General features: G+C 58.5%; 16 protein-coding genes, 2 tRNA genes and 1 pseudogene. 9 read left to right on the top strand and 10 right to left on the bottom strand.

The annotated features are described in order from the left end of the window. Positions 1-24 precede the first annotated feature (24 nt). The 7 genes from ruvB to ACYP2A_RS24605 form a co-directional block, all read right to left on the bottom strand. Complete coding sequence (ruvB, locus tag ACYP2A_RS24635) at positions 25-1083, bottom strand: Holliday junction branch migration DNA helicase RuvB (protein WP_459748543.1); 1059 nt, start codon at positions 1081-1083, stop codon at positions 25-27. Beyond that, on the bottom strand, positions 1084-1692 hold the full coding sequence (gene ruvA, locus ACYP2A_RS24630; RefSeq protein ID WP_459748542.1) for a Holliday junction branch migration protein RuvA: 609 nt from the start codon (positions 1690-1692) through the stop codon (positions 1084-1086). A gap of 89 nt (positions 1693-1781) precedes the next feature. Further along, positions 1782-2306: a crossover junction endodeoxyribonuclease RuvC gene (gene ruvC / locus ACYP2A_RS24625; RefSeq protein WP_459748541.1), complete on the bottom strand. Its 525-nt coding sequence runs from the start codon at positions 2304-2306 to the stop codon at positions 1782-1784. 52 nt (positions 2307-2358) lie between these two features. Further along, entirely contained in the window at positions 2359-3105 is a 747-nt protein-coding gene (locus ACYP2A_RS24620; protein WP_459748540.1) for a YebC/PmpR family DNA-binding transcriptional regulator, read from the bottom strand. 122 nt (positions 3106-3227) lie between these two features. Beyond that, positions 3228-5003 carry an aspartate--tRNA ligase gene (aspS, locus tag ACYP2A_RS24615; protein ID WP_459748539.1) on the bottom strand — a complete coding sequence of 592 codons (1776 nt, stop codon included), beginning with the start codon at positions 5001-5003 and terminating at the stop codon, positions 3228-3230. A 284-nt stretch (positions 5004-5287) separates the two neighbouring features. After that, positions 5288-5617: a ribbon-helix-helix domain-containing protein gene (locus tag ACYP2A_RS24610; RefSeq protein WP_459748538.1), complete on the bottom strand. Its 330-nt coding sequence runs from the start codon at positions 5615-5617 to the stop codon at positions 5288-5290. A 281-nt stretch (positions 5618-5898) separates the two neighbouring features. Continuing rightward, positions 5899-6372: a Dps family protein gene (locus tag ACYP2A_RS24605; RefSeq protein ID WP_459748537.1), complete on the bottom strand. Its 474-nt coding sequence runs from the start codon at positions 6370-6372 to the stop codon at positions 5899-5901. 359 nt (positions 6373-6731) lie between these two features. Here ACYP2A_RS24605 and ACYP2A_RS24600 point away from each other — a divergent pair. Next, positions 6732-7007, top strand: a pseudogene (locus ACYP2A_RS24600) (cold shock domain-containing protein membrane protein); the annotation flags it as partial. 108 nt (positions 7008-7115) lie between these two features. Continuing rightward, positions 7116-7337, top strand: a complete 222-nt coding sequence (locus ACYP2A_RS24595; protein WP_080544372.1) for a cold-shock protein — start codon at positions 7116-7118, stop codon at positions 7335-7337. A gap of 56 nt (positions 7338-7393) precedes the next feature. On the opposite strand, the gene ACYP2A_RS24590 is transcribed toward ACYP2A_RS24595, so the two are convergent. Both ACYP2A_RS24590 and ACYP2A_RS24585 read right to left on the bottom strand, forming a co-directional pair. Continuing rightward, complete coding sequence (locus tag ACYP2A_RS24590; protein ID WP_459748536.1) at positions 7394-7600, bottom strand: SlyX family protein; 207 nt, start codon at positions 7598-7600, stop codon at positions 7394-7396. Next, a complete protein-coding gene (locus ACYP2A_RS24585) occupies positions 7597-8025 on the bottom strand; it encodes an HIT domain-containing protein (protein ID WP_459748535.1) in 429 nt (142 codons plus the stop codon). Before ACYP2A_RS24585 ends, ACYP2A_RS24590 begins: the two co-directional genes overlap by 4 nt. Positions 8026-8826: 801 nt before the next feature. Here ACYP2A_RS24585 and ACYP2A_RS24580 point away from each other — a divergent pair. The 3 genes from ACYP2A_RS24580 to ACYP2A_RS24570 all read left to right on the top strand — a co-directional run bounded on the left by ACYP2A_RS24580 (position 8827) and on the right by ACYP2A_RS24570 (position 13056). Next, positions 8827-10152, top strand: coding sequence for an OprD family porin (locus ACYP2A_RS24580; protein ID WP_459748534.1), 1326 nt, complete (start codon positions 8827-8829; stop codon positions 10150-10152). 159 nt (positions 10153-10311) lie between these two features. Next, positions 10312-12027 (top strand): proline--tRNA ligase, encoded by a 1716-nt coding sequence (locus ACYP2A_RS24575; protein ID WP_459748533.1) that lies wholly within the window; start codon positions 10312-10314, stop codon positions 12025-12027. A gap of 72 nt (positions 12028-12099) precedes the next feature. Next, positions 12100-13056: a hypothetical protein gene (locus ACYP2A_RS24570; protein ID WP_459748532.1), complete on the top strand. Its 957-nt coding sequence runs from the start codon at positions 12100-12102 to the stop codon at positions 13054-13056. Between the two features lie 5 nt (positions 13057-13061). Here the strand turns inward: ACYP2A_RS24570 and dinB are convergent, their stop codons facing one another. Then, positions 13062-14123 carry a DNA polymerase IV gene (gene dinB, locus ACYP2A_RS24565; RefSeq protein WP_459748531.1) on the bottom strand — a complete coding sequence of 354 codons (1062 nt, stop codon included), beginning with the start codon at positions 14121-14123 and terminating at the stop codon, positions 13062-13064. A 214-nt stretch (positions 14124-14337) separates the two neighbouring features. On the opposite strand from dinB, the gene ACYP2A_RS24560 reads away from it, so the two are divergent. From ACYP2A_RS24560 to ACYP2A_RS24545, 4 genes are all read left to right on the top strand, one after another. Beyond that, a tRNA-Met gene (locus ACYP2A_RS24560) sits at positions 14338-14414 on the top strand. A 141-nt stretch (positions 14415-14555) separates the two neighbouring features. Continuing rightward, a tRNA-Met gene (locus ACYP2A_RS24555) sits at positions 14556-14632 on the top strand. A gap of 350 nt (positions 14633-14982) precedes the next feature. Beyond that, positions 14983-17625, top strand: coding sequence for a bifunctional lysylphosphatidylglycerol flippase/synthetase MprF (gene mprF / locus ACYP2A_RS24550; RefSeq protein ID WP_459748530.1), 2643 nt, complete (start codon positions 14983-14985; stop codon positions 17623-17625). Then, positions 17625-18947, top strand: coding sequence for a virulence factor family protein (locus tag ACYP2A_RS24545; protein WP_459748529.1), 1323 nt, complete (start codon positions 17625-17627; stop codon positions 18945-18947). Before mprF ends, ACYP2A_RS24545 begins: the two co-directional genes overlap by 1 nt. Position 18948 lies beyond the last annotated feature (1 nt).

Raw genomic sequence — 18948 nt, 5'->3', positions numbered from 1 at the left:
CTCTTGAACCGCGCCCCGATGCCATTAGTCGACAGGATCATCGACTGGTTCCCCAGCAACTGGCATATCGCCCATTCGTGAAGGAATGTTCAGCCCGAAATGCAGATAGGCATGGCGGGTCACCACTCGCCCTCGCGGTGTACGCATGATGTAACCCTGCTGGATCAGGTACGGCTCCAGCACATCTTCAATGGTGTGGCGCTCTTCGCTGATCGCCGCAGCCAGGTTATCGACACCGACCGGACCACCATCGAACTTCTCGATCATGGTCAGCAGCAAGCGACGGTCCTGGTGATCGAAACCGTGTTCGTCGACATCCAGCAGGTTCAGGGCCTTGTCAGCGGTCTGCCGGCTGATCTGACCGTTACCACGCACTTCGGCGAAATCACGCACCCGACGCAACAGACGGTTGGCAATACGCGGCGTACCACGAGCCCGACGCGCCACTTCAAATGCCCCTTCAGGCTCGATGGTCAGCCCGAGAATACCGGCCGAGCGCGACACGATGGTCGACAGGTCGGCAATATTGTAGAACTCCAGACGCTGAACAATACCGAAACGGTCACGCAATGGATTGGTAAGCATCCCCGCACGCGTCGTCGCCCCGACCAGGGTAAACGGCGGCAGATCGAGCTTGATCGAGCGGGCAGCAGGCCCTTCGCCGATCATGATGTCGAGCTGAAAGTCTTCCATGGCCGGGTACAGCACTTCTTCGACGATCGGCGAAAGCCTGTGAATCTCGTCGATGAACAGCACATCATTAGGCTCAAGGTTGGTCAGGATCGCGGCCAGATCACCCGGACGCTCCAGAACAGGCCCCGAAGTACTCTTGATCGAAACCCCCATTTCCTGGGCGATGATATTGGCCAGGGTGGTCTTGCCCAGCCCCGGCGGGCCAAAGATCAGCGTGTGATCCAGCGATTCGCTGCGTCCGCGGGCAGCCTGGATAAACAGCTCCATCTGCTCGCGCACGGTCGGCTGGCCAATGTAGTCGGCAAGACTCAGGGGACGAATGGCACGGTCGATCTGCTCTTCACGATCGCGGCTGCCAGTCGCGCTTATCAGGCGGTCGGCGTCTATCACTTAACCCATCCCCTTCAAGGCACGGCGAATCAGATCGGCACTGCTCAAGTTTTTATCCTTGATGGCGGAGACGGCTTTGCTCGCCTCTTGAGGTTTGTAGCCCAGGGCAATCAGCGCACTGACAGCATCGGCCTCTTCGGAGGCGGCAGGTTCAAGCGGGTTCGGCCCATTGGTCACCAGAGCAAAGGTGCCCGGCAGTGCCTCCCAGGCCTTGAAACGGTCCTTGAGCTCGACCAGCAGGCGCTCGGCGGTTTTTTTGCCGACACCCGGAATGCGGGTCAGCGCGGAAGTGTCCTGAGCCTGCACACAGCGCACCAGCTCGTCGACTTCAAGCCCCGACATCAACGCCAGGGCCAGCTTGGGGCCCACACCATTGAGCCGGATGAGCTCGCGAAACAGTTCGCGCTCGCGCTTTTCGAAAAAGCCATACAGCAGGTGCGCGTCTTCACGCACGACCAGATGGGTGTGCAGCGTCACGTTTTCACCGACATGCGGCAATCGATATAAGGTGGTCATGGGCACTTCAAGCTCGTAACCGACCCCATTCACATCCAGCACCAGATGTGGCGGCTGCTTCTCGACCAGTGCACCCCGTAAACGTCCAATCACCGTCAAATCCTATAGTGCCCTTGGCCCACCGGAAAAGTGGACAAAATCATGGCTGCAAGCAAGTAAAAAAATGCGAGCGAATGCTGCAATCAGAGCCGCAAGCGTCCGCGTCGACTACGCGCCGCACTCAACCCGTGAGGTGCCAGGCTGGAGCGGGTATGGGCATGGCACAGGGCAATGGCCAGCGCATCGGAGGCATCGACCTGTGGCTTGCTGGTGAGCTTGAGCAAATGCATGACCATCATCATGACTTGTTCCTTGTTGGCACCACCGGTGCCGGCCACCGCCTGCTTGACCTGGGTAGCGCTGTATTCGGCGATTTCCAGCCCCTCCTCGGCCCCGGCCACAATGGCAGCACCACGCGCCTGACCCAGTTTGAGTGCAGAATCGGCGTTACGTGCCATGAACACGCGCTCGATGCCCATGGTCACCGGACCATAGGCCTTGATCACTTCGCGCACGCCACGAAACACGATCTGCAGACGCTCAGGCAACTCGCCTTCACCCGTACGGATGCAACCAGAGGCCACATAGGTACAACCCCGACCGGTGTCGAGCACCACGCCATAGCCGGTAATACGCGAGCCTGGGTCGATACCAAGAATAAGAGTCATAGTGCCAACAGTCCGGCGCACCAACGGCGCCTTATAAATGCAGAAAACCGGATCAGCCTAGCTGCTCCATGATTTCATCGGGAATTTCAGCGTTCGAATAGACGTTTTGCACATCGTCGAGGTCTTCGAGCATGTCAATCAGCTTGAGAACCTTTTCAGCATGCTCCAGATCCAGCACGGCACTGGTCGTTGGCAACAGAACGATCTCGGCATCGGTGCCCTTGAAGCCTGAGGCTTCCAGCGCATTGCGTACCGCGTAGAAACCGGCAAAAGAAGTGAACACGTCGATGGTGCCATCTTCATTGGTCACCACATCGTCGGCATCGGCTTCCATGGCCGCCTCGATCAAGGCATCTTCGTCGACGCCCGCGGCAAAGGAAATCTGCCCCTTGCGATCGAACAGATAAGCCACCGAGCCATCGGTGCCCAGATTGCCACCGCATTTGCTGAACGCGTGGCGCACGGCGGCGGCCGTACGATTGCGGTTGTCGGTCATCGCTTCGACCATGACCGCCACACCGCCGGGGCCATAACCTTCATAACCCAGCTCGACCATATCGTCGGCATCGGTGGCGCCAGCGCCACGGGCCACAGCACGGTCGATGGTGTCACGGGTCATGTTGGCACTCAGCGCCTTGTCCAGCGCCAGGCGCAGACGCGGGTTGGAGCCCGGATCGCCACCACCCTGACGGGCTGCAACGGTCAGTTCACGAATCCACTTGGTGAAGACCTTGCCCTTCTTGGCATCCTGACGCTCTTTGCGGTGCTTGATGTTCGCCCACTTAGAATGACCTGCCATTTTTCGCTCCAGAATCTTTCAGAAACACACGTGCCTCTCGCTCATTGAAACAAGCGAAAGGCTCGATTAACTGATCGTCAGCGTATGACACAGGGCGCACCAGCGATGCGCCCCGCCTCGCCTTACTCGGCCTTTTGCTGCTCGCGCAGACGAATGTGCAGCTCGCGCAGGGCCTTGGCATCGACAACACCCGGCGCCTGGGTCATGACATCGGCAGCGCTCTGGGTTTTCGGGAAGGCGATGACTTCGCGAATCGACTGGGCGCCGGTCATCAGCATGACCAGACGATCCAGACCGAAAGCCAGGCCGCCATGCGGTGGCGCACCGAATTTCAGTGCGTCGAGCAGGAAGCCGAACTTCTCTTGCTGCTCGTCTTCATTGATACCCAGAAGACGGAACACCGCCTGCTGCATCTCTTTGCGGTGGATACGGATGGAACCGCCGCCCAGCTCGGTGCCGTTGAGGACCATGTCATAGGCACGCGACAGCGCCTTGCCCGGATTGGCTTCCAGCTCTTCGGGGCTGCATTTTGGCGCCGTGAAGGGGTGGTGCAGCGCCGAGAACGAACCATCGTCGTTTTCTTCGAACATCGGGAAGTCGACGACCCACATCGGTGCCCACTCGCAGGTGTGCAGCTTGAGGTCGTTGCCCAGCTTGATACGCAGCGCGCCAAGGGCTTCGCTGACGATCTTGAACTTGTCGGCACCGAAGAACACGATGTCGCCATCAACTGCACCTACACGATCAAGGATGACTTGGAGGTTTTCTTCAGGGATGAACTTGACGATCGGCGACTGCAGGCCCTCGGCACCTTTGGCGCGCTCGTTGACCTTGATGTAGGCCAGGCCTTTAGCGCCGTAGATGCTGACGAACTTGGTGTAGTCGTCGATCTGGCTGCGCGGCATGTTTGCTGCACCCGGTACACGCAGGGCGGCAACACGACCTTTAGGGTCGTTGGCCGGGCCGCTGAATACCTTGAACTCTACGCCCGACAGCTGATCGGCAACGTCGACCAGTTCCAGCGGGATACGCAGGTCCGGCTTGTCCGAACCATAGCGACGCATGGCTTCTTCGAACGGCATGTGCGGGAATTCGCCGAACTCGACATCCAGCACTTCCTTGAACAACTGACGGACCATTTTCTCGGTCAGGCCGATAATGTCGTCTTCGTCCAGAAAGCTGGTTTCGATGTCGATCTGGGTGAATTCAGGCTGACGGTCGGCACGCAGGTCTTCGTCACGAAAGCACTTGGCAATCTGATAGTAACGGTCGAAGCCGGCAACCATCAGCAGCTGCTTGAACAGTTGCGGCGATTGCGGCAAGGCAAAGAAGCTGCCGGGGTGTGTGCGGCTTGGCACCAGATAGTCGCGGGCACCCTCAGGGGTTGCACGGGTCAGGATCGGCGTTTCGACGTCCAGGAAGCCGTTTTCGTCCAGATAGCGACGAATGCTGCTGGTGATGCGCGAACGCAGGCGCAGCTTTTCGGCCATTTCCGGACGGCGCAAGTCGATGAAGCGATAACGCAGGCGGGTTTCTTCGCCGACGTCGGAGTATTCGTTGAGCGGGAACGGTGGCGTCTCGGACTCGTTCAGCACTTGCAGTTCGTAACCCAGAACCTCGATGCCGCCGGAGGCCATGTTCGCATTGACGGCACCCGCCGGGCGGGCACGTACCTTGCCGACGATCTTGACGACGTACTCGCTGCGCACACGGTCGGCTGCAGCGAAAGACTCGGCACGATCCGGATCGAAGACCACCTGAGCCATACCTTCACGGTCACGGATATCGAGGAAAATCACGCCACCGTGGTCACGACGACGGTGGACCCATCCGCAAAGGGTAACTTCCTGACCTTCCAGACTCTCGTTCAGTTGGCCGCAATAGTGGCTGCGCATCATGATGTTGTATTCACTTCCGTAATTCGAGATTCAGTGGCGGCGTTGGCCCCTGGCGTGCGCCCGATAGTGCAAGAGCAACGACTTGCAGTTCAAGCCACTGCGCCCGCGCAGAGCCATGCCCATTGGCAAGACGAAGGATTATATAGAGTTAATCGAAGCCTTGCAGCCGCACGAACCTATCCGATGAAGGGCAGGCCCGTGACGGCCGGGACAGCCCGGACATTGCCCGGGCCTGAGCACGCTTACCGAACGGTAATCGAGCATGAAAACTGGAAGTACCGCCTTCAGGCCTGATGCTGGGCCTTGAGCAGATGAGTCACGCAGACGACCCGGATCAGGCCGCTGAAATTCTTGACCCCGCCGTAACGCAGATGAACCTCTCTGTCGACATAGGACAGCACCGCGTTGACCGAGCAATTATTGGAGCGGGCAATCGCAGTCAGAATGTTCCAGTAAACATTTTCCAGCCTCAGGCAGGTCGCCAGGCCATTGAGCCTGACCGATTTCGAATGAGGCTGGGCCAGCGTCATGTTGAAATCCTCGACGAAAGGATCGTCGGGAATGGTCACATGGCGAATTGAATCTTTTACCTCACGTTCAACACCTCGAATCATGGCAGGGATGACCTCCGAATAGTCAATTCGACGAACCTTAAAAAGAAACATTTAAAAATAAATAAATGCACACTTATAAAGCCCGAATCATGAACACTAATCCAGCAGGCCCAGCACTCAAACCCTGTAGGACATAACCACACCGAAACGAGGAATTGGTAATTCAGGAGTAGCGATATCAGAGAACCACAGAGCAGGTATTAAATATGTATTTAAATATGGGACTTTGCCCTACATGAAACGGTAACGAGTGGCGCAGATGCGCCACCCGCCAGCAGTGATTACTGACCTTCGAGAAGAGAACGCAGCATCCACGCCGTTTTCTCGTGGACCTGCATGCGCTGGGTCAGCAGGTCTGCGGTGGGCTCGTCGCTGACCTTGTCGAGCAACGGAAAAATGCTGCGAGCCGTACGCACTACAGCTTCCTGCCCCTGAACCAGACTCTTGATCATGTCAGTGGCGTGCGGCACGCCTTCTTCTTCCTTGATCGAAGAAAGACGCGCATAGGTCGAGTAGGTGCCCGGTGCCGGGAAGCCCAATGCACGAATACGCTCGGCAATGGCATCAACGGCCAGCGCCAGTTCGTTGTACTGCTCTTCGAACATAAGGTGCAGGGTGCGAAACATAGGCCCGCTGACGTTCCAGTGAAAGTTATGGGTCTTGAGATACAGCACATAAGTATCGGCCAGAAGATGGGAAAGTCCGTCGACGATCGACTTGCGATCTTCTTCACTGATACCAATATCGATTGCCATGTTAAAGCTCCTTTAATGACGATAAAAAACCCGCGACAGGGGCCACTTTAGCAAGACAGGCCACAAGGTGCAGCACTATCGGGGCGATAGAAAACACACATGCGGCGTCCTGTCACCACCCGGCACGGTAAAAACGCCCCACGCCACCCACCCACAAAACCACTGATTTGAGTAGCCCATGGCTTTGCTGTTAAATACACGGCGTGTCGCTGCGGGCCGGGCATTGAATGTTGCACCTCCGAACCGTTAGCGCATAGGCAGGACCAACGTTCGTGCAGCACGCCTCCCTCATTTTCAAGAAGCGTACCGGGCGTTACCGGCTATTTCCTTGCGTTCCATCTTAATGTGAGCTTTTTACCATGTTGAAAATCGTCCACCTGGTAACGGGAGCGGCAGCCCTGCTGCTTTCCTTCATACCGAGCCTGCGCAGCGAAGCGCTTTCCTCCCACCTGCTGCAACCCGATGCCCTGTACCTGGCATTCTTTGGCTTGCTCAACCTGCTGCTGGCGCCCGTCGTCCCGCACTGGAAAAAAGGTCCACGCCGCAATCTGCAGAATCTGGTCAGCGCATTGCTTGTCATCGCTGTCATCGTCCAGACCCTGACCTTGCTGGTTCCTCTGCAAAACATTGCCGGCCAACCCGCCATCGCCATCGCACTGCTCATCGCACTGATCGCGATCGCCTTGCACCTGGGCGCCACGCTGTATAAACGCTCCCCCAGCCCCATTGTGCAAAGCCATGATCTGGGCAATCGCGATACCGGTACCGTGAAATGGTTTAACGCTTCCAAGGGCTTCGGCTTTATCTCCCGGGATTCGGGCGATGACATTTTTGTACATTTTCGTGCTATCCGCGGCGAAGGCCATCGCGTCCTGGTCGAAGGCCAGCGCGTGGAGTTTTCGGTCATGAACCGCGACAAGGGCCTGCAGGCCGAGGATGTGATAGCAGCCCTGCCCCGTCGTTAATGCCGACACCCGCATGAAAAAAGCCGCGAATCGATCGCGGCTTTTTTTTCGTCTTATCAATAGTGCGGCGGCGGCACATCATCCTCGAAGCCGTCACCACGGTGACTCATCTCTTCCTGACGCTTGATCACCATCGCCAACTGCAATTGCAGGCGGTCCAGGCTGCGCTGCTGGGCGACCAGCGCATCATTGAGCACTTGAATGGTGTCATCCTGAAAGGCAAGGCGACTTTCGAGTTCCACGACCCGCAATTCAAGACTCATAGTGACACCTCAAACGTGAAGTCATCCACCAGTACCGGCTTCAGGCGCTCGATAATGGCCGCGAACTGTTCGGCGGTATAAGGCACCGCCGGGTGCTTGCCCCACACTGGGGCAGGCCAGGCTGCATCATCGCGCGTGCGAGCGATAACATGCACATGCAACTGGCTGACAACGTTACCCAATGCCGCAATGTTCATCTTGTCGGCCGCAAAGACATCCCTGAGAAGATTCGCCAGTGCAGTGGTCTCCTGCCACAACTGCGCCTGCTGCCGGGCATCGAGCTGGAAAACCTCAGTAATGTCAGCGCGACGCGGTACCAGGATAAACCACGGATATTGCGCGTCATTGGACAGCAAGAGCCGGGACAACGGGAAATCGCCGACAGGCAAAGTGTCTTGTTGCAGGCGCGAATCGAGAACGAACACGACCGTACTCCTGATCGAAAAGATAAAAGGTGCCGTCATGCAGTGACGCCACGCAGTCACAGAGAATATCAAAAACGCGACGCACCGGCCCGACCCCTCCTCGTCGGCTCATGCACCGATTCGGACTCACCGTCATTTATTCGCAGCAAAGACCCCTCACCCTGTACGCCAGCACACAGAACAAATACAGATCGCCCGCCCTGAAACATAACCCGCCCGTTCAGATTCAGGCAGCTACGCTTAGAAACGCACCAAAACGAAACACAAGTGTGTACTTGGCATACCAGGATTCCGGGATTTACCCACATCGGAGTACCCCCGGTAACATTTTGTGAAACGCCTCCGGGAAGACCCGGCCCAGCCCACTAAAAATATACACAGCGGATACATTATTGATTTTTTCTTTAAAAACATGAAGTTACACAAATAAATTAAGGTTAAAGCTGCATTTTTCACAAATTTTTTTCATTTCAATGAACTTTGAGCACGCTTGTTGCTTTATCACTGGCATGTCTCACACCAGAGCCGACCGCTTGAATCTTGAGCCGATCAAACCTGGCAAGACTTTTGCTGTACTCCTGAACACAGTCGACGAACACATTTGCCAAATAGCGACATTTTCGACGACATACGGGACTTTTTCGGCGAAGAAGCCGTAAAAAAACTGAAAATAATGGGTTTGCAACTATCGCAACCCTGACCGGCGTGAGGTACATTGCGCCAGCATAAAAAGAAAGAGCCGCCCAGATAAAAATACAGGTGGGCGGTAAGAAACTTCTAAAAACCAAAGGAGCAATCACGATGAGAGTGATGAAGTGGAGCGCAATCGCACTGGCCGTTGCAGCAGCAGCCAGCACCCAATTGGCCACAGCAGCGCCGTTCGTCAGCGACCAGGCCGAGGCCAAGGGTTTTGTCGAAGGCAGCTCGTTGAACCTCAAGGCACGTAACTATTATTACAACCGCAACAAGAAAGACGGTGCGGTTGATGATAAAGACTGGACCCAGGGCTTCTCTGCCATCTACAGCTCCGGCTACACCCAGGGCACCATCGGTGTTGGCGTGGACGCTTTTGGCTTCTTTGGTCTGAAACTGGACGGCGAAGACAAGTACTCCGGCTCCGGCAACCTGGTGACCGACAGCCAGGGCCGTAACGAAGACAGCTTCGGCAAGGCCGGTGGCGCTGTTAAGTTCCGCATCTCGAAAACCGAACTGAAAGTAGGCGACCAGTTCCCTACCAGCCCTGTATTCGCCGTAGGCGGCTCGCGCCTGATTTCCCAGACCGCCAGCGGCATCAGCCTGCAAAGCAGCGAGATCACAGGCCTGGACCTGGAAGCCGGTCACTACTACTCGGGCACCAGCCAGGATGAAACCAACCGTAACGGTAACATCTGGGCCAACTATGCCGGCGTGACCGCCAAATCCGCCGACTTCGTAGGCGGCAAGTACGCAATCACCGACAGCCTGGGCGTTGCGTTCTACGCAGCCAACCTGGAAGACGTATGGAACCAGTACTACGGTAACGTGAACTACGCCCTGCCACTGGGCGGCGATCAGTCTCTGGCTTTCGACGCCAACGTGTATCGCACCGTTGACGAAGGCAGCGCCAAGGCCGGCTCGATCAGCAACACCGCCTTCTCCGGCTCCGTTGCCTACTCGTTCCTGGCCGCGCACACCGTGACTCTGGCCCTGCAGAAAATCAAGGGTGACACGCCATTCGACTACATCGGTATTGGCGACAACAACCGTGGCGGCGACTCGATCTTCCTGAACAACTCCGTTCAGTACTCTGACTTCAACGCCCCGAACGAGAAGTCCTGGCAGGTTCGTTATGACCTGAGCATGGCGCCTTACGGTGTTCCTGGTCTGAGCTTCATGACCCGTTACATCCGCGGTACTGACATCGACGGCACCAAGACCCCAACCAACAGCGCCTACGCTGGCCTCTACGGTGCCGATGGCGAGCACCGCGAAACCAACGTCGAAGCCAAATACGTACTGCAGTCGGGCCCGGCCAAAGACCTGTCCTTCCGCATTCGTCAATCCTGGCACCGCGCCAACGCCGACCAGGGCGAAGGCAACATCGACGAGTTCCGCCTGATCGTCGACTACCCGATTTCGGTTCTGTAATCGCGGTTCGGTCACACGCAATACCACAAGCCCGGCTCATGCCGGGCTTGTTCATTTTTAGACCTGCCCGCCGCGCAACTGCCGCGCCCTGTACTCGACTGGCACAGCGCCGTACAATGCCGGTCATTTTCAGCCTTAAGCAACCGACAACGGCCAACCATGCGCACCAGTCAATTTTTGCTCGCCACACAGAAAGAAACCCCTTCGGATGCGGTCGTGGTCAGCCATCAGCTGCTGCTGCGCGCTGGCATGATCCGCAAACTGGCTTCGGGCCTCTACACCTGGCTGCCCATGGGCCTGCGCGTACTACGCAAGGTCGAGGCCATTGTCCGCGAAGAAATGGACGCCGCCGGCGCACTCGAAATTCTCATGCCCGGCATCCAGCCCGCCGAACTATGGCAGGAATCGGGGCGTTGGGAGCAATACGGCCCCGAACTGATGCGCCTGGTCGACCGCCATGCGCGCGACTTCTGCCTGGGTCCGACCCATGAAGAGGTTATCACCGACCTGGCCCGCAACGAGCTCAACAGCTATAAACAGTTGCCGATCAACATGTATCAGATCCAGACCAAGTTCCGTGACGAGATCCGTCCGCGCTTCGGTCTGATGCGTGGTCGCGAGTTCATCATGAAAGATGCCTACTCGTTCCATGCCGATCAGGCTTCGCTACAGCAAACCTACGACCGCATGCACCTGGCCTACAGCAATGTGTTCAGCCGTCTGGGCCTGAACTTCCGCCCGGTAGAAGCCGACAACGGCTCGATCGGTGGCGCCGGCTCCCATGAATTTCATGTGCTGGCCGAGTCCGGCGAAGACGATATCGTGTTCAGCAATGGCTCCGACTACGCGGCCAACATCGAGAAGGCCGAAGCGCTTCCACAGGAAACCAGCCGCCCCGCTGCTACCGAAGAACTGCGCCTGGTCGACACCCCGAACACCAAGACCATCGCGCAACTGGTCGAAGGTTTCGACCTGTCGATCAAGAAGACCGTCAAGACACTGGTAGTGCGCGCCGCCGAAGAAGGCAAGCTGATCGCACTGATCATTCGTGGCGACCATGAACTCAACGAAATCAAGGCCGCCAAGCTTGAACAGGTCGCCAGCCCACTGACCATGGCTACCGAAGCCGAACTGCGCGACGCCATTGGCGCCGGTGCCGGCTCCCTCGGTCCGTTGAACCTGCCGCTGCCGTGCATCATCGACCGCTCGGTCGAACTGATGAGCGACTTCAGCGTTGGCGCCAACATCGACGACAAACACTACTTTGGCGTCAACTGGGAACGTGACTTGCCTACACCGCAAGTGGCTGACCTGCGTAACGTGGTCAGCGGTGACCCGAGCCCGGACGGCAAGGGCGTGCTGGAAATCAAGCGCGGCATCGAAGTGGGGCACATCTTCCAGTTGGGCACCAAATACAGCCAGGCCATGAAGTGCCAGGTACTGGGCGAAAACGGCAAGCCGATCGACCTGATCATGGGTTGCTACGGTATTGGCGTGTCCCGCGTGGTGGCTGCCGCCATCGAGCAGAACAACGACGAGAACGGCATTATCTGGAACGACACCCTGACGCCGTTCCATATTGCCCTGGTGCCGCTGCGCTACGAAACCGATGCCGTGCGCGAGGCGACCGACAAGCTGTACAGCGACCTGACCGCCGCAGGCTTTGAAGTGCTGCTCGATGACCGCGACAAGAAAACCAGCCCCGGCAACAAGTTTGCCGACATGGAACTGATCGGTATCCCGCACCGCATCGTTGTCAGCGATCGCGGTCTGGCCGATGGCAATATCGAGTACAAGAGCCGCACCGAGTCGCAGCCACAAGCCGTCGCCGTGGCTGACGTGCTGTCGTTCATCCAGAGCCGCCTGCGTCGCTAAGCCCTGAGCGCACCCGCCTTTAGCGGGTGCGCCTGGCACGCACCTGCGCGTCTATCCGAATTCAGAGACCCCATGTTCAAGCGACATAACCTGAGCCTCGGCAGCGCCACCTTGTGCGGCGCCCTGCTTGTCAGCGGCTGTGCCAATCACTTGTCACAACGCAGCGAGCATGAAGAACGCGTCGAGCGCAAACTTCTCGAACATACATTGCAGATCGATGTGGGCGACCCCAAGACCCTGGAGTTGCCGCAGCGTCGTATCCGTATTCATGAACACAAGGCCTTCGAAGTCACCGAGTTCGAAGTGACCCGTCACTATGATCGCTACACGCCTTATCAACCCTGGCGCGAAGTCTACGAGATCCCGCTGGGTGTCGTCGCCGTCGTGGCCGGCCTGGGCGCCAATGTGGTCAATGTGTTCGCCTTGGGCAACCTGCCCGACAGCGTGACCCACGACTGGCTCGATTACGGCCTGGCCGGACTCAATCCATTCATGAACGCGCCGTCTCATGGGCGGGCCGAACAAAACCTGGCCAGCATCGATGAGGCCCAGCAGGACAAACGGATCGAACGCACGACCCTGCCCTGGAACGAACGCCCGGTGCTGGTCAAAGCGGGCAACACCACACATGAACTGAGCACCGACCGTAACGGCGTGTTGCGCCTGAACCTGCTGGACAGCCCGTTCGCCGAACAGGACCTGCGGCAGATCACGCGCCTCTATATAAATGTCGAAGACGAGCAGGACAACACCCACGCCAGTGACAGCCTGCCCATCAGTCGCAGCCTGCGCGGCAAACTGCTGGAAGCTCACGATCTGATTTACGACGATCTTGAAGACGACGAAGTTAGCCAGTGGGTTTATCGGGTCAAGCGTCTTGCTGAGCTGGGCCTCGAAGAACAGGCCGGCGAACTGGAGCAAAGCCTGATCGAACTGACCCGCAACGACCCGCAATTGCAGCGCGACTTTCTCAAGCTGCTGGCCCGTGACGCCGGACGCCTGGTAGCACCCGCACCTGCGGACGAGTAAAACGCTCAGCGCTCGAACAACTCCAGCTGTTCATGTGCGCCGCGCAAATCCTGCAGGCGCACACCGATGCCCAACAGCCGCACCGGCTTGCCGCCCCGGGCAAATGCCTGGGTCAGCAGTTGCTGATAACTGCCAAGGTCGCGCCCGGCGCCGGCTTGCTCCAGCGTCGTCTGGCTGAAGTCATGAAACTTGACCTTCACGAACGGCTTGCCCGGCCTGTACTGGCCATCGAGCCGCTGCATCCGGTTTTCGAGGGTTTGCATCAGTTCAGGCAACCGCTCAAGGCAACTTTCCAGATCGGGCAGGTCTGTGTCGTAGGTATTTTCAACACTGATGGACTGGCGCCGGTTGTCGTTATGCACCGCACGCTCATCGATCCCCCGCGCCAGGCTCCATAGCCGCTCGCCAAAGCTGCCGAACTCGCGAACCAGCGCCAGTTTTTGCCAGCCCAGCAGATCGTGGCAACTGACAATTCCCAGGCGTGCAAGCTTGTCGGCCGTGACCTTGCCGACGCCATGCAGCTTGCTGACCGGCAAGGCCGCCACAAAGTCTTCGACCTGTGCCGGCGTAATGACAAACAACCCGTTGGGTTTCTTCCAGTCACTGGCGATCTTGGCCAGAAACTTGTTGGGCGCAACGCCTGCCGAAACAGTGATGTGCAACTGATTGGAAACCCGACGACGGATATCCTGAGCGATGCGCGTGGCACTGCCCTCGAAACGGGTGGACTCAGACACATCCAGGTAAGCCTCATCCAGCGACAGCGGCTCGATCAGGTCGGTGTAGTCGCGAAAGATAGCCTGAATTTCTCGTGAAGCTTCTTTATAGGCATCCATGCGCGGCTTGACGATGGTCAAGTCCGGGCACAGCTTTAACGCATGGTGCGACGACATGGCCGAACGCACGCCAAATGCACGCGCTTCATAGTTGCAAGTAGCAATAACTCCACGCCGATCCGCCGAGCCGCCCACTGCCAAGGGAATGTTGGCCAGCTTCGGGTTGTCGCGCATTTCGATGGCTGCATAAAAGCAGTCACAGTCGATGTGGATAATCTTGCGCTGGGCCATGCCGTACGATCATCTATTTCAGGGAAGTGCAGTATCTCACTGCTCTTTATCGCTGACACCTCTCGAGCCTGGCAATGCCGGTGAAAAACCGGCGACAGGCTGACGGTGACTGCACGCGCACTGCAATGCTTTCACTAAACAATTGAACAAAAAGCACTTTTTCCGAATAGGCGCTTGACAGCCAGTCGAGAATCCGTAGAATGGCCACCACAGACGCGGGATGGAGCAGTCTGGTAGCTCGTCGGGCTCATAACCCGAAGGTCGTCGGTTCAAATCCGGCTCCCGCAACCAAATACAGAAAGAAGGCCACTTGAAAAAGTGGCTTTTTTTTGGCCTGAATTTTGTGCTTTAACAGTTTCAGACGTTTTATTACTATTTTTCACATCCAGCATTGACAACATTTCGTTTGGCTGTAGAATGCGCCCACACAGACGCGGGATGGAGCAGCTTGGTAGCTCGTCGGGCTCATAACCCGAAGGTCGTCGGTTCAAATCCGGCTCCCGCAACCAGATACAAAAGAAAGGCCACTTGAAAAAGTGGCCTTTTTTGTTGCCCATCATAAAGCCTGCACTGCCCTACCAAGCCGCTGATAAAAAACTGTTTAGCGTCGTCGCGTGGAAAACCCTATCATCGGCGCGGTAACCGGATGTGTCCTGTCCGACAGTTTTTTCCTGCACTGCCGATACCTTTGTGTCTAGGCTGGGATACAACTGAATCACACCTGAACAACTCTGCCCTGCTCCACTGGCTATTCGCTCGTTAGCCGCTGACGCGCTAACATCTCGACATATTTTTGCGTAGGGATCGGTAACTTGGCTGTAGACCTCAACCCTGTCGCGCACATTTCAGGAAACGAATGATGCGCGATAACTCGTCAGAGACTCCCGAAGCCGTAACGGCGACTCAACCGATCCAACCCGCGCGTCTCCAGTGGCTGGAGCGCCTGAGCAAATATCGCCAGCCTATTGGCCTGGCGGTGATGCTGGTGCTGTTCGGCATGGCCTTGATTGCCTGCCGGCACATGTTGATCGAAATGGACTTCTATGCGCTGCGCGATGCGATGTACGCCGTGCCCTTGCCTTCACTGGGTGGCGCGCTGCTGGCCGCGGTGATCGGCTATGTGATCCTGATGGGGTACGAGTTTTCAGCCAGCTACTATGCCGGCGTCAAGCTGCCCGCTCGCACCCTGTTGCTTGGCGGCTTCACGTCCTTTGCGATCGGCAATGCGGTCGGGTTATCGATGCTGTCTGGCGGCTCGGTGCGCTACCGCTTGTATTCGAGGCACGGCATAGGCGCAGTCGAAATCGCCCGCATGACGGTGTTTGCCAGCTTGTCGCTGGGCTGTGCCTTGCCGCCGCTGGCCGCCATCGCCACCTTGAGCAACCTGTCCGGCGCTTCGCTGGCCCTGAAACTGCCAGTCGATCTGCTGGCCGGTATCGCCATTGCGGTATTGGTCGGCAGCGCGGTGCTGGCCTATGCGGTGTATCGCCGGCGCCTGCCCGAACAGGACATCCCTCATGTCCTGCTGGTACGTGCCGGACGCCGCTCGCTGCGCCTGCCTGACCAGCGCCTGACACTGGTGCAGTTGCTGATCACCGCGCTGGACGTCGCCGCTGCGGCATTGGTGCTGTATATGCTGCTGCCAGAAGCGCCGCCGCTGGGCGCCTTCATGCTCATCTACCTGCTGGCCCTTGCCGCTGGCGTGCTCAGCCATGTGCCGGGCGGCGTTGGCGTGTTCGAAGCCGTCCTGCTGGCCGCGTTTGCCAATGAACTGGGCGCCGCGCCACTCGCGGCAGCGCTGTTGCTGTACCGCTTGATCTATGTAGTCCTGCCGTTGTTGCTGGCCTGCCTGACACTTCTATTCACAGAGGCACAGCGTCTGCTGCCGACCCGTCAGGCCATGCGCGTGGCTTCGGGTCTGGCCGCGCCGATCCTGGCCTTATTGGTGTTTCTTTCTGGTGTAGTCCTGCTGTTCTCCGGCGCTACACCCGAAATCGACACTCGCCTTGAAAACGTCGGCTTCATGCTCCCGCACCGCTTGATCGACGCTTCGCACTTTGTCGCCAGCCTGGTCGGCGTGCTGTGCCTGCTGCTGGCCCAAGGCTTGCGGCGTCGACTGTCTGCCGCCTGGATGCTGACTGTGATTCTGTTGCTGGTCGGTGCCGTGCTGTCGATGCTCAAGGGCTTTGACTGGGAAGAAGCCAGCCTGCTGCTGTTGACTGCTGCGCTGCTGGCGACCTTCCGCCGCTCGTTCTATCGTCCCAGCCGGCTGCTGGAGCTACCGTTCTCGCCGCTGTACCTGATTGCCAGTTTCTGTGTGGTGGGTGCATCGATCTGGCTGCTGCTGTTTGCCTACCAGGACGTGCCCTATAGCCACCAGCTGTGGTGGCAGTTCACCCTCGATGCCGATGCGCCTCGGGGCCTGCGCTCGGCACTGGGCAGCGCCGTGCTGCTGCTTGTGGTTGGCCTGACCTGGCTGCTGCGCACTGCGCGCCCGGTCATCAAGCTGCCCGATGCAGAGGATCTGGCCAAGGCTGCCGCGATCCTCAAGAGCTCCAGCCAGCCTGACGGCGGCCTGGCACTGACCGGCGACAAAGCGATCCTGTTTCATCCGGACGGCAACGCGTTCCTGATGTATTCGCATCGCGGTCGCAGCCTGGTGGCGCTGTACGATCCAATCGGCCCGGCGCGTCAACGTGCCGAGATGATCTGGCAGTTTCGCGACCTGTGCGACGTGCACCATGCCCGCCCGGTGTTTTATCAGGTGCGCGCAGAGAATCTGCCCTACTACATGGACATCGGTCTGACCGCGATCAAGCTGGGTGAAGAAGCCCGCGTCGACCTGCGCCGCTTTGACATCGACGCCAAGGGCAAGGAGATGAAAGACCTGCGCTACACCTGGAACCGTGGCAGCCGCGATGGCCTGTCGCTGGAAATTCATGAGGCCGGTCAGGCGCCGCTGGAAGAGTTGAAGGTCATTTCCGATGCCTGGCTGAGCGGCAAGAACGTACGCGAAAAAGGCTTCTCTCTCGGGCGTTTCACCCCGGAGTATCTGCAGCATTTTCGTGTCGCCATCATCCGTTTTCAGGGCAAACCGGTGGCGTTTGCCAACCTGCTGGAAACCACCAGCCTGGACTTGTCCAGCCTCGACCTGATGCGCGCCCACCCCGACGCGCCCAAGTCGACCATGGAATTCATGATGATCGGCCTGATTCAATACTACAAAGCCCAGGGCTACAGCCGCTTCAGCCTCGGCATGGTGCCGTTGTCGGGCCTGCAACCACGGCGTGGTGCACCGCTGACCCAGCGCCTGGGTTCGATGGTGTTCCGGCGCGGCGAACAGCTGTACAACTTTCAGGGGCTGCGGCGCTTCAAGGACAAGTTCCAGCCCGACTGGGAACCTCGCTACATGGCCGTACCAGCCGGACTCGATCCGCTGGTGGCCCTGGCTGATACCGCCGCCTTGATCGCAGGCGGCCTGACTGGATTGGTGAAACGCTGATGATTCGACGCTTATGGCGCTATGCGCTGGTGGTACTGGCGATTGTCCTGATCGCAGGTTTGGGCGTATGGCTTTGGCAGCGCCCTGCCACACCGGCAACCCTTGAACAACTGACCCTGGCCGACGGCGCCGCAGTGACCCGCGTAACGCCGGCCGGACGGGTCAAGACCCGTATTGCCCTGGCCGTTTCGGACAAGGACAAACTCAGCGACAAGCAATTGCAGGCATTGGGTACTGACGCTTCTGCACGTGTTGTGCAGGTCGTCTTGCCGGCCGATGACTGTGTACTGCAAGGCAAGACCTTCCAGGCCGCACTGCAACAGCTCGACGGCCCGGCTAATGTGGTCGGCGGCATCGGCCATGGCGGAACACTGGCCTGGCGCTGGCTGGCGACACAGACCGACGACAAGGCCCAGGCCATTTCGGTAGGCTTTGCCTTGCAACATGTCTCCAACCCGCCACCGGTGGTCGACGAAGGCGACACCCCGCCACAGATCTGTGACGAGCCTTTGCCACAAAAGGCCCCGCACGGTCACTGGCTGGCCGCCTTCAACGATGCGCCGGACGATCCGAGCGCGGCGTTCGTGCGCGATCAACCTAACGCCGACACCAGCATCAGCGACTATGACATTCCGCTGCCGCAGGTCCTGACCACTGAATTGCGTCACCTGCTGCTCGGCGAAAACGATGCCGGTGGCCTGGGCGTACCGACCGTTGAGGTGCCGTCCAAACAACCCAGCGACACCGTGACCCTGTTTCTGTCAGGTGACGGCGGCTGGCGCGACCTGGATAAAGTGGTGGCCGGTGACATGGCCGGCATGGGCTATCCGGTCGTCGGTATCGACGTGCTGCGCTACTACTGGGAGCGCAAGTCACCTGAGCAGACTGCCACCGACCTTACCGACCTGATGAACCATTACCGGCAAAAGTGGGGCGCCAAGCGCTTTATCCTCGCCGGCTACTCGTTTGGCGCAGACGTGCTGCCAGCGGTCTATAACCGCATGGCGCCGGAAGATCAGGCACGTGTAGACGGCATCATCCTGCTGGCCTTTGCGCGCAGCGGCAACTTCGAGATTCACGTCGACGGCTGGCTGGGCAATAAGGGCACCGAGGCCCAGACAGGGCCGGAAATGGCCAAACTGCCCGCCAGCAAAGTGCTGTGCGTGTACGGCGTAGAAGAGCAGAAAGACAGCGGCTGCACCGACAGCACTGCCGTGGGTGAAGCCCTGCAATTGCCGGGCGGTCACCACTTTGACGAGAACTACCCGGCCCTGGCCAAACGCTTGATTCAGGCGATCAACAAATGGCAGGGCAAGCCGTAAC

It is taken from the genome of Pseudomonas sp. 3A(2025) (assembly GCF_054589175.1).
The sequence above is the reverse complement of the archived record's forward strand: the minus strand, read 5'-3'. Positions and strand labels throughout refer to the sequence as shown.

What these genes read in the sequence shown, in the direction of transcription:
- ACYP2A_RS24575 (WP_459748533.1), top strand. Translation starts at nt 10,312, where the DNA reads ATGCGCACCAGTCAATTTTTGCTCGCCACACAGAAAGAAACCCCTTCG.
- ACYP2A_RS24545 (WP_459748529.1), top strand. Translation starts at nt 17,625, where the DNA reads ATGATTCGACGCTTATGGCGCTATGCGCTGGTGGTACTGGCGATTGTC.
- mprF (WP_459748530.1), top strand. Translation starts at nt 14,983, where the DNA reads ATGCGCGATAACTCGTCAGAGACTCCCGAAGCCGTAACGGCGACTCAA.
- ACYP2A_RS24620 (WP_459748540.1), bottom strand. Translation starts at nt 3,105, where the DNA reads ATGGCAGGTCATTCTAAGTGGGCGAACATCAAGCACCGCAAAGAGCGT.
- aspS (WP_459748539.1), bottom strand. Translation starts at nt 5,003, where the DNA reads ATGATGCGCAGCCACTATTGCGGCCAACTGAACGAGAGTCTGGAAGGT.
- ruvC (WP_459748541.1), bottom strand. Translation starts at nt 2,306, where the DNA reads ATGACTCTTATTCTTGGTATCGACCCAGGCTCGCGTATTACCGGCTAT.
- ACYP2A_RS24590 (WP_459748536.1), bottom strand. Translation starts at nt 7,600, where the DNA reads ATGAGTCTTGAATTGCGGGTCGTGGAACTCGAAAGTCGCCTTGCCTTT.
- ACYP2A_RS24610 (WP_459748538.1), bottom strand. Translation starts at nt 5,617, where the DNA reads ATGATTCGAGGTGTTGAACGTGAGGTAAAAGATTCAATTCGCCATGTG.
- ACYP2A_RS24570 (WP_459748532.1), top strand. Translation starts at nt 12,100, where the DNA reads ATGTTCAAGCGACATAACCTGAGCCTCGGCAGCGCCACCTTGTGCGGC.
- dinB (WP_459748531.1), bottom strand. Translation starts at nt 14,123, where the DNA reads ATGGCCCAGCGCAAGATTATCCACATCGACTGTGACTGCTTTTATGCA.
- ACYP2A_RS24580 (WP_459748534.1), top strand. Translation starts at nt 8,827, where the DNA reads ATGAGAGTGATGAAGTGGAGCGCAATCGCACTGGCCGTTGCAGCAGCA.
- ACYP2A_RS24605 (WP_459748537.1), bottom strand. Translation starts at nt 6,372, where the DNA reads ATGGCAATCGATATTGGTATCAGTGAAGAAGATCGCAAGTCGATCGTC.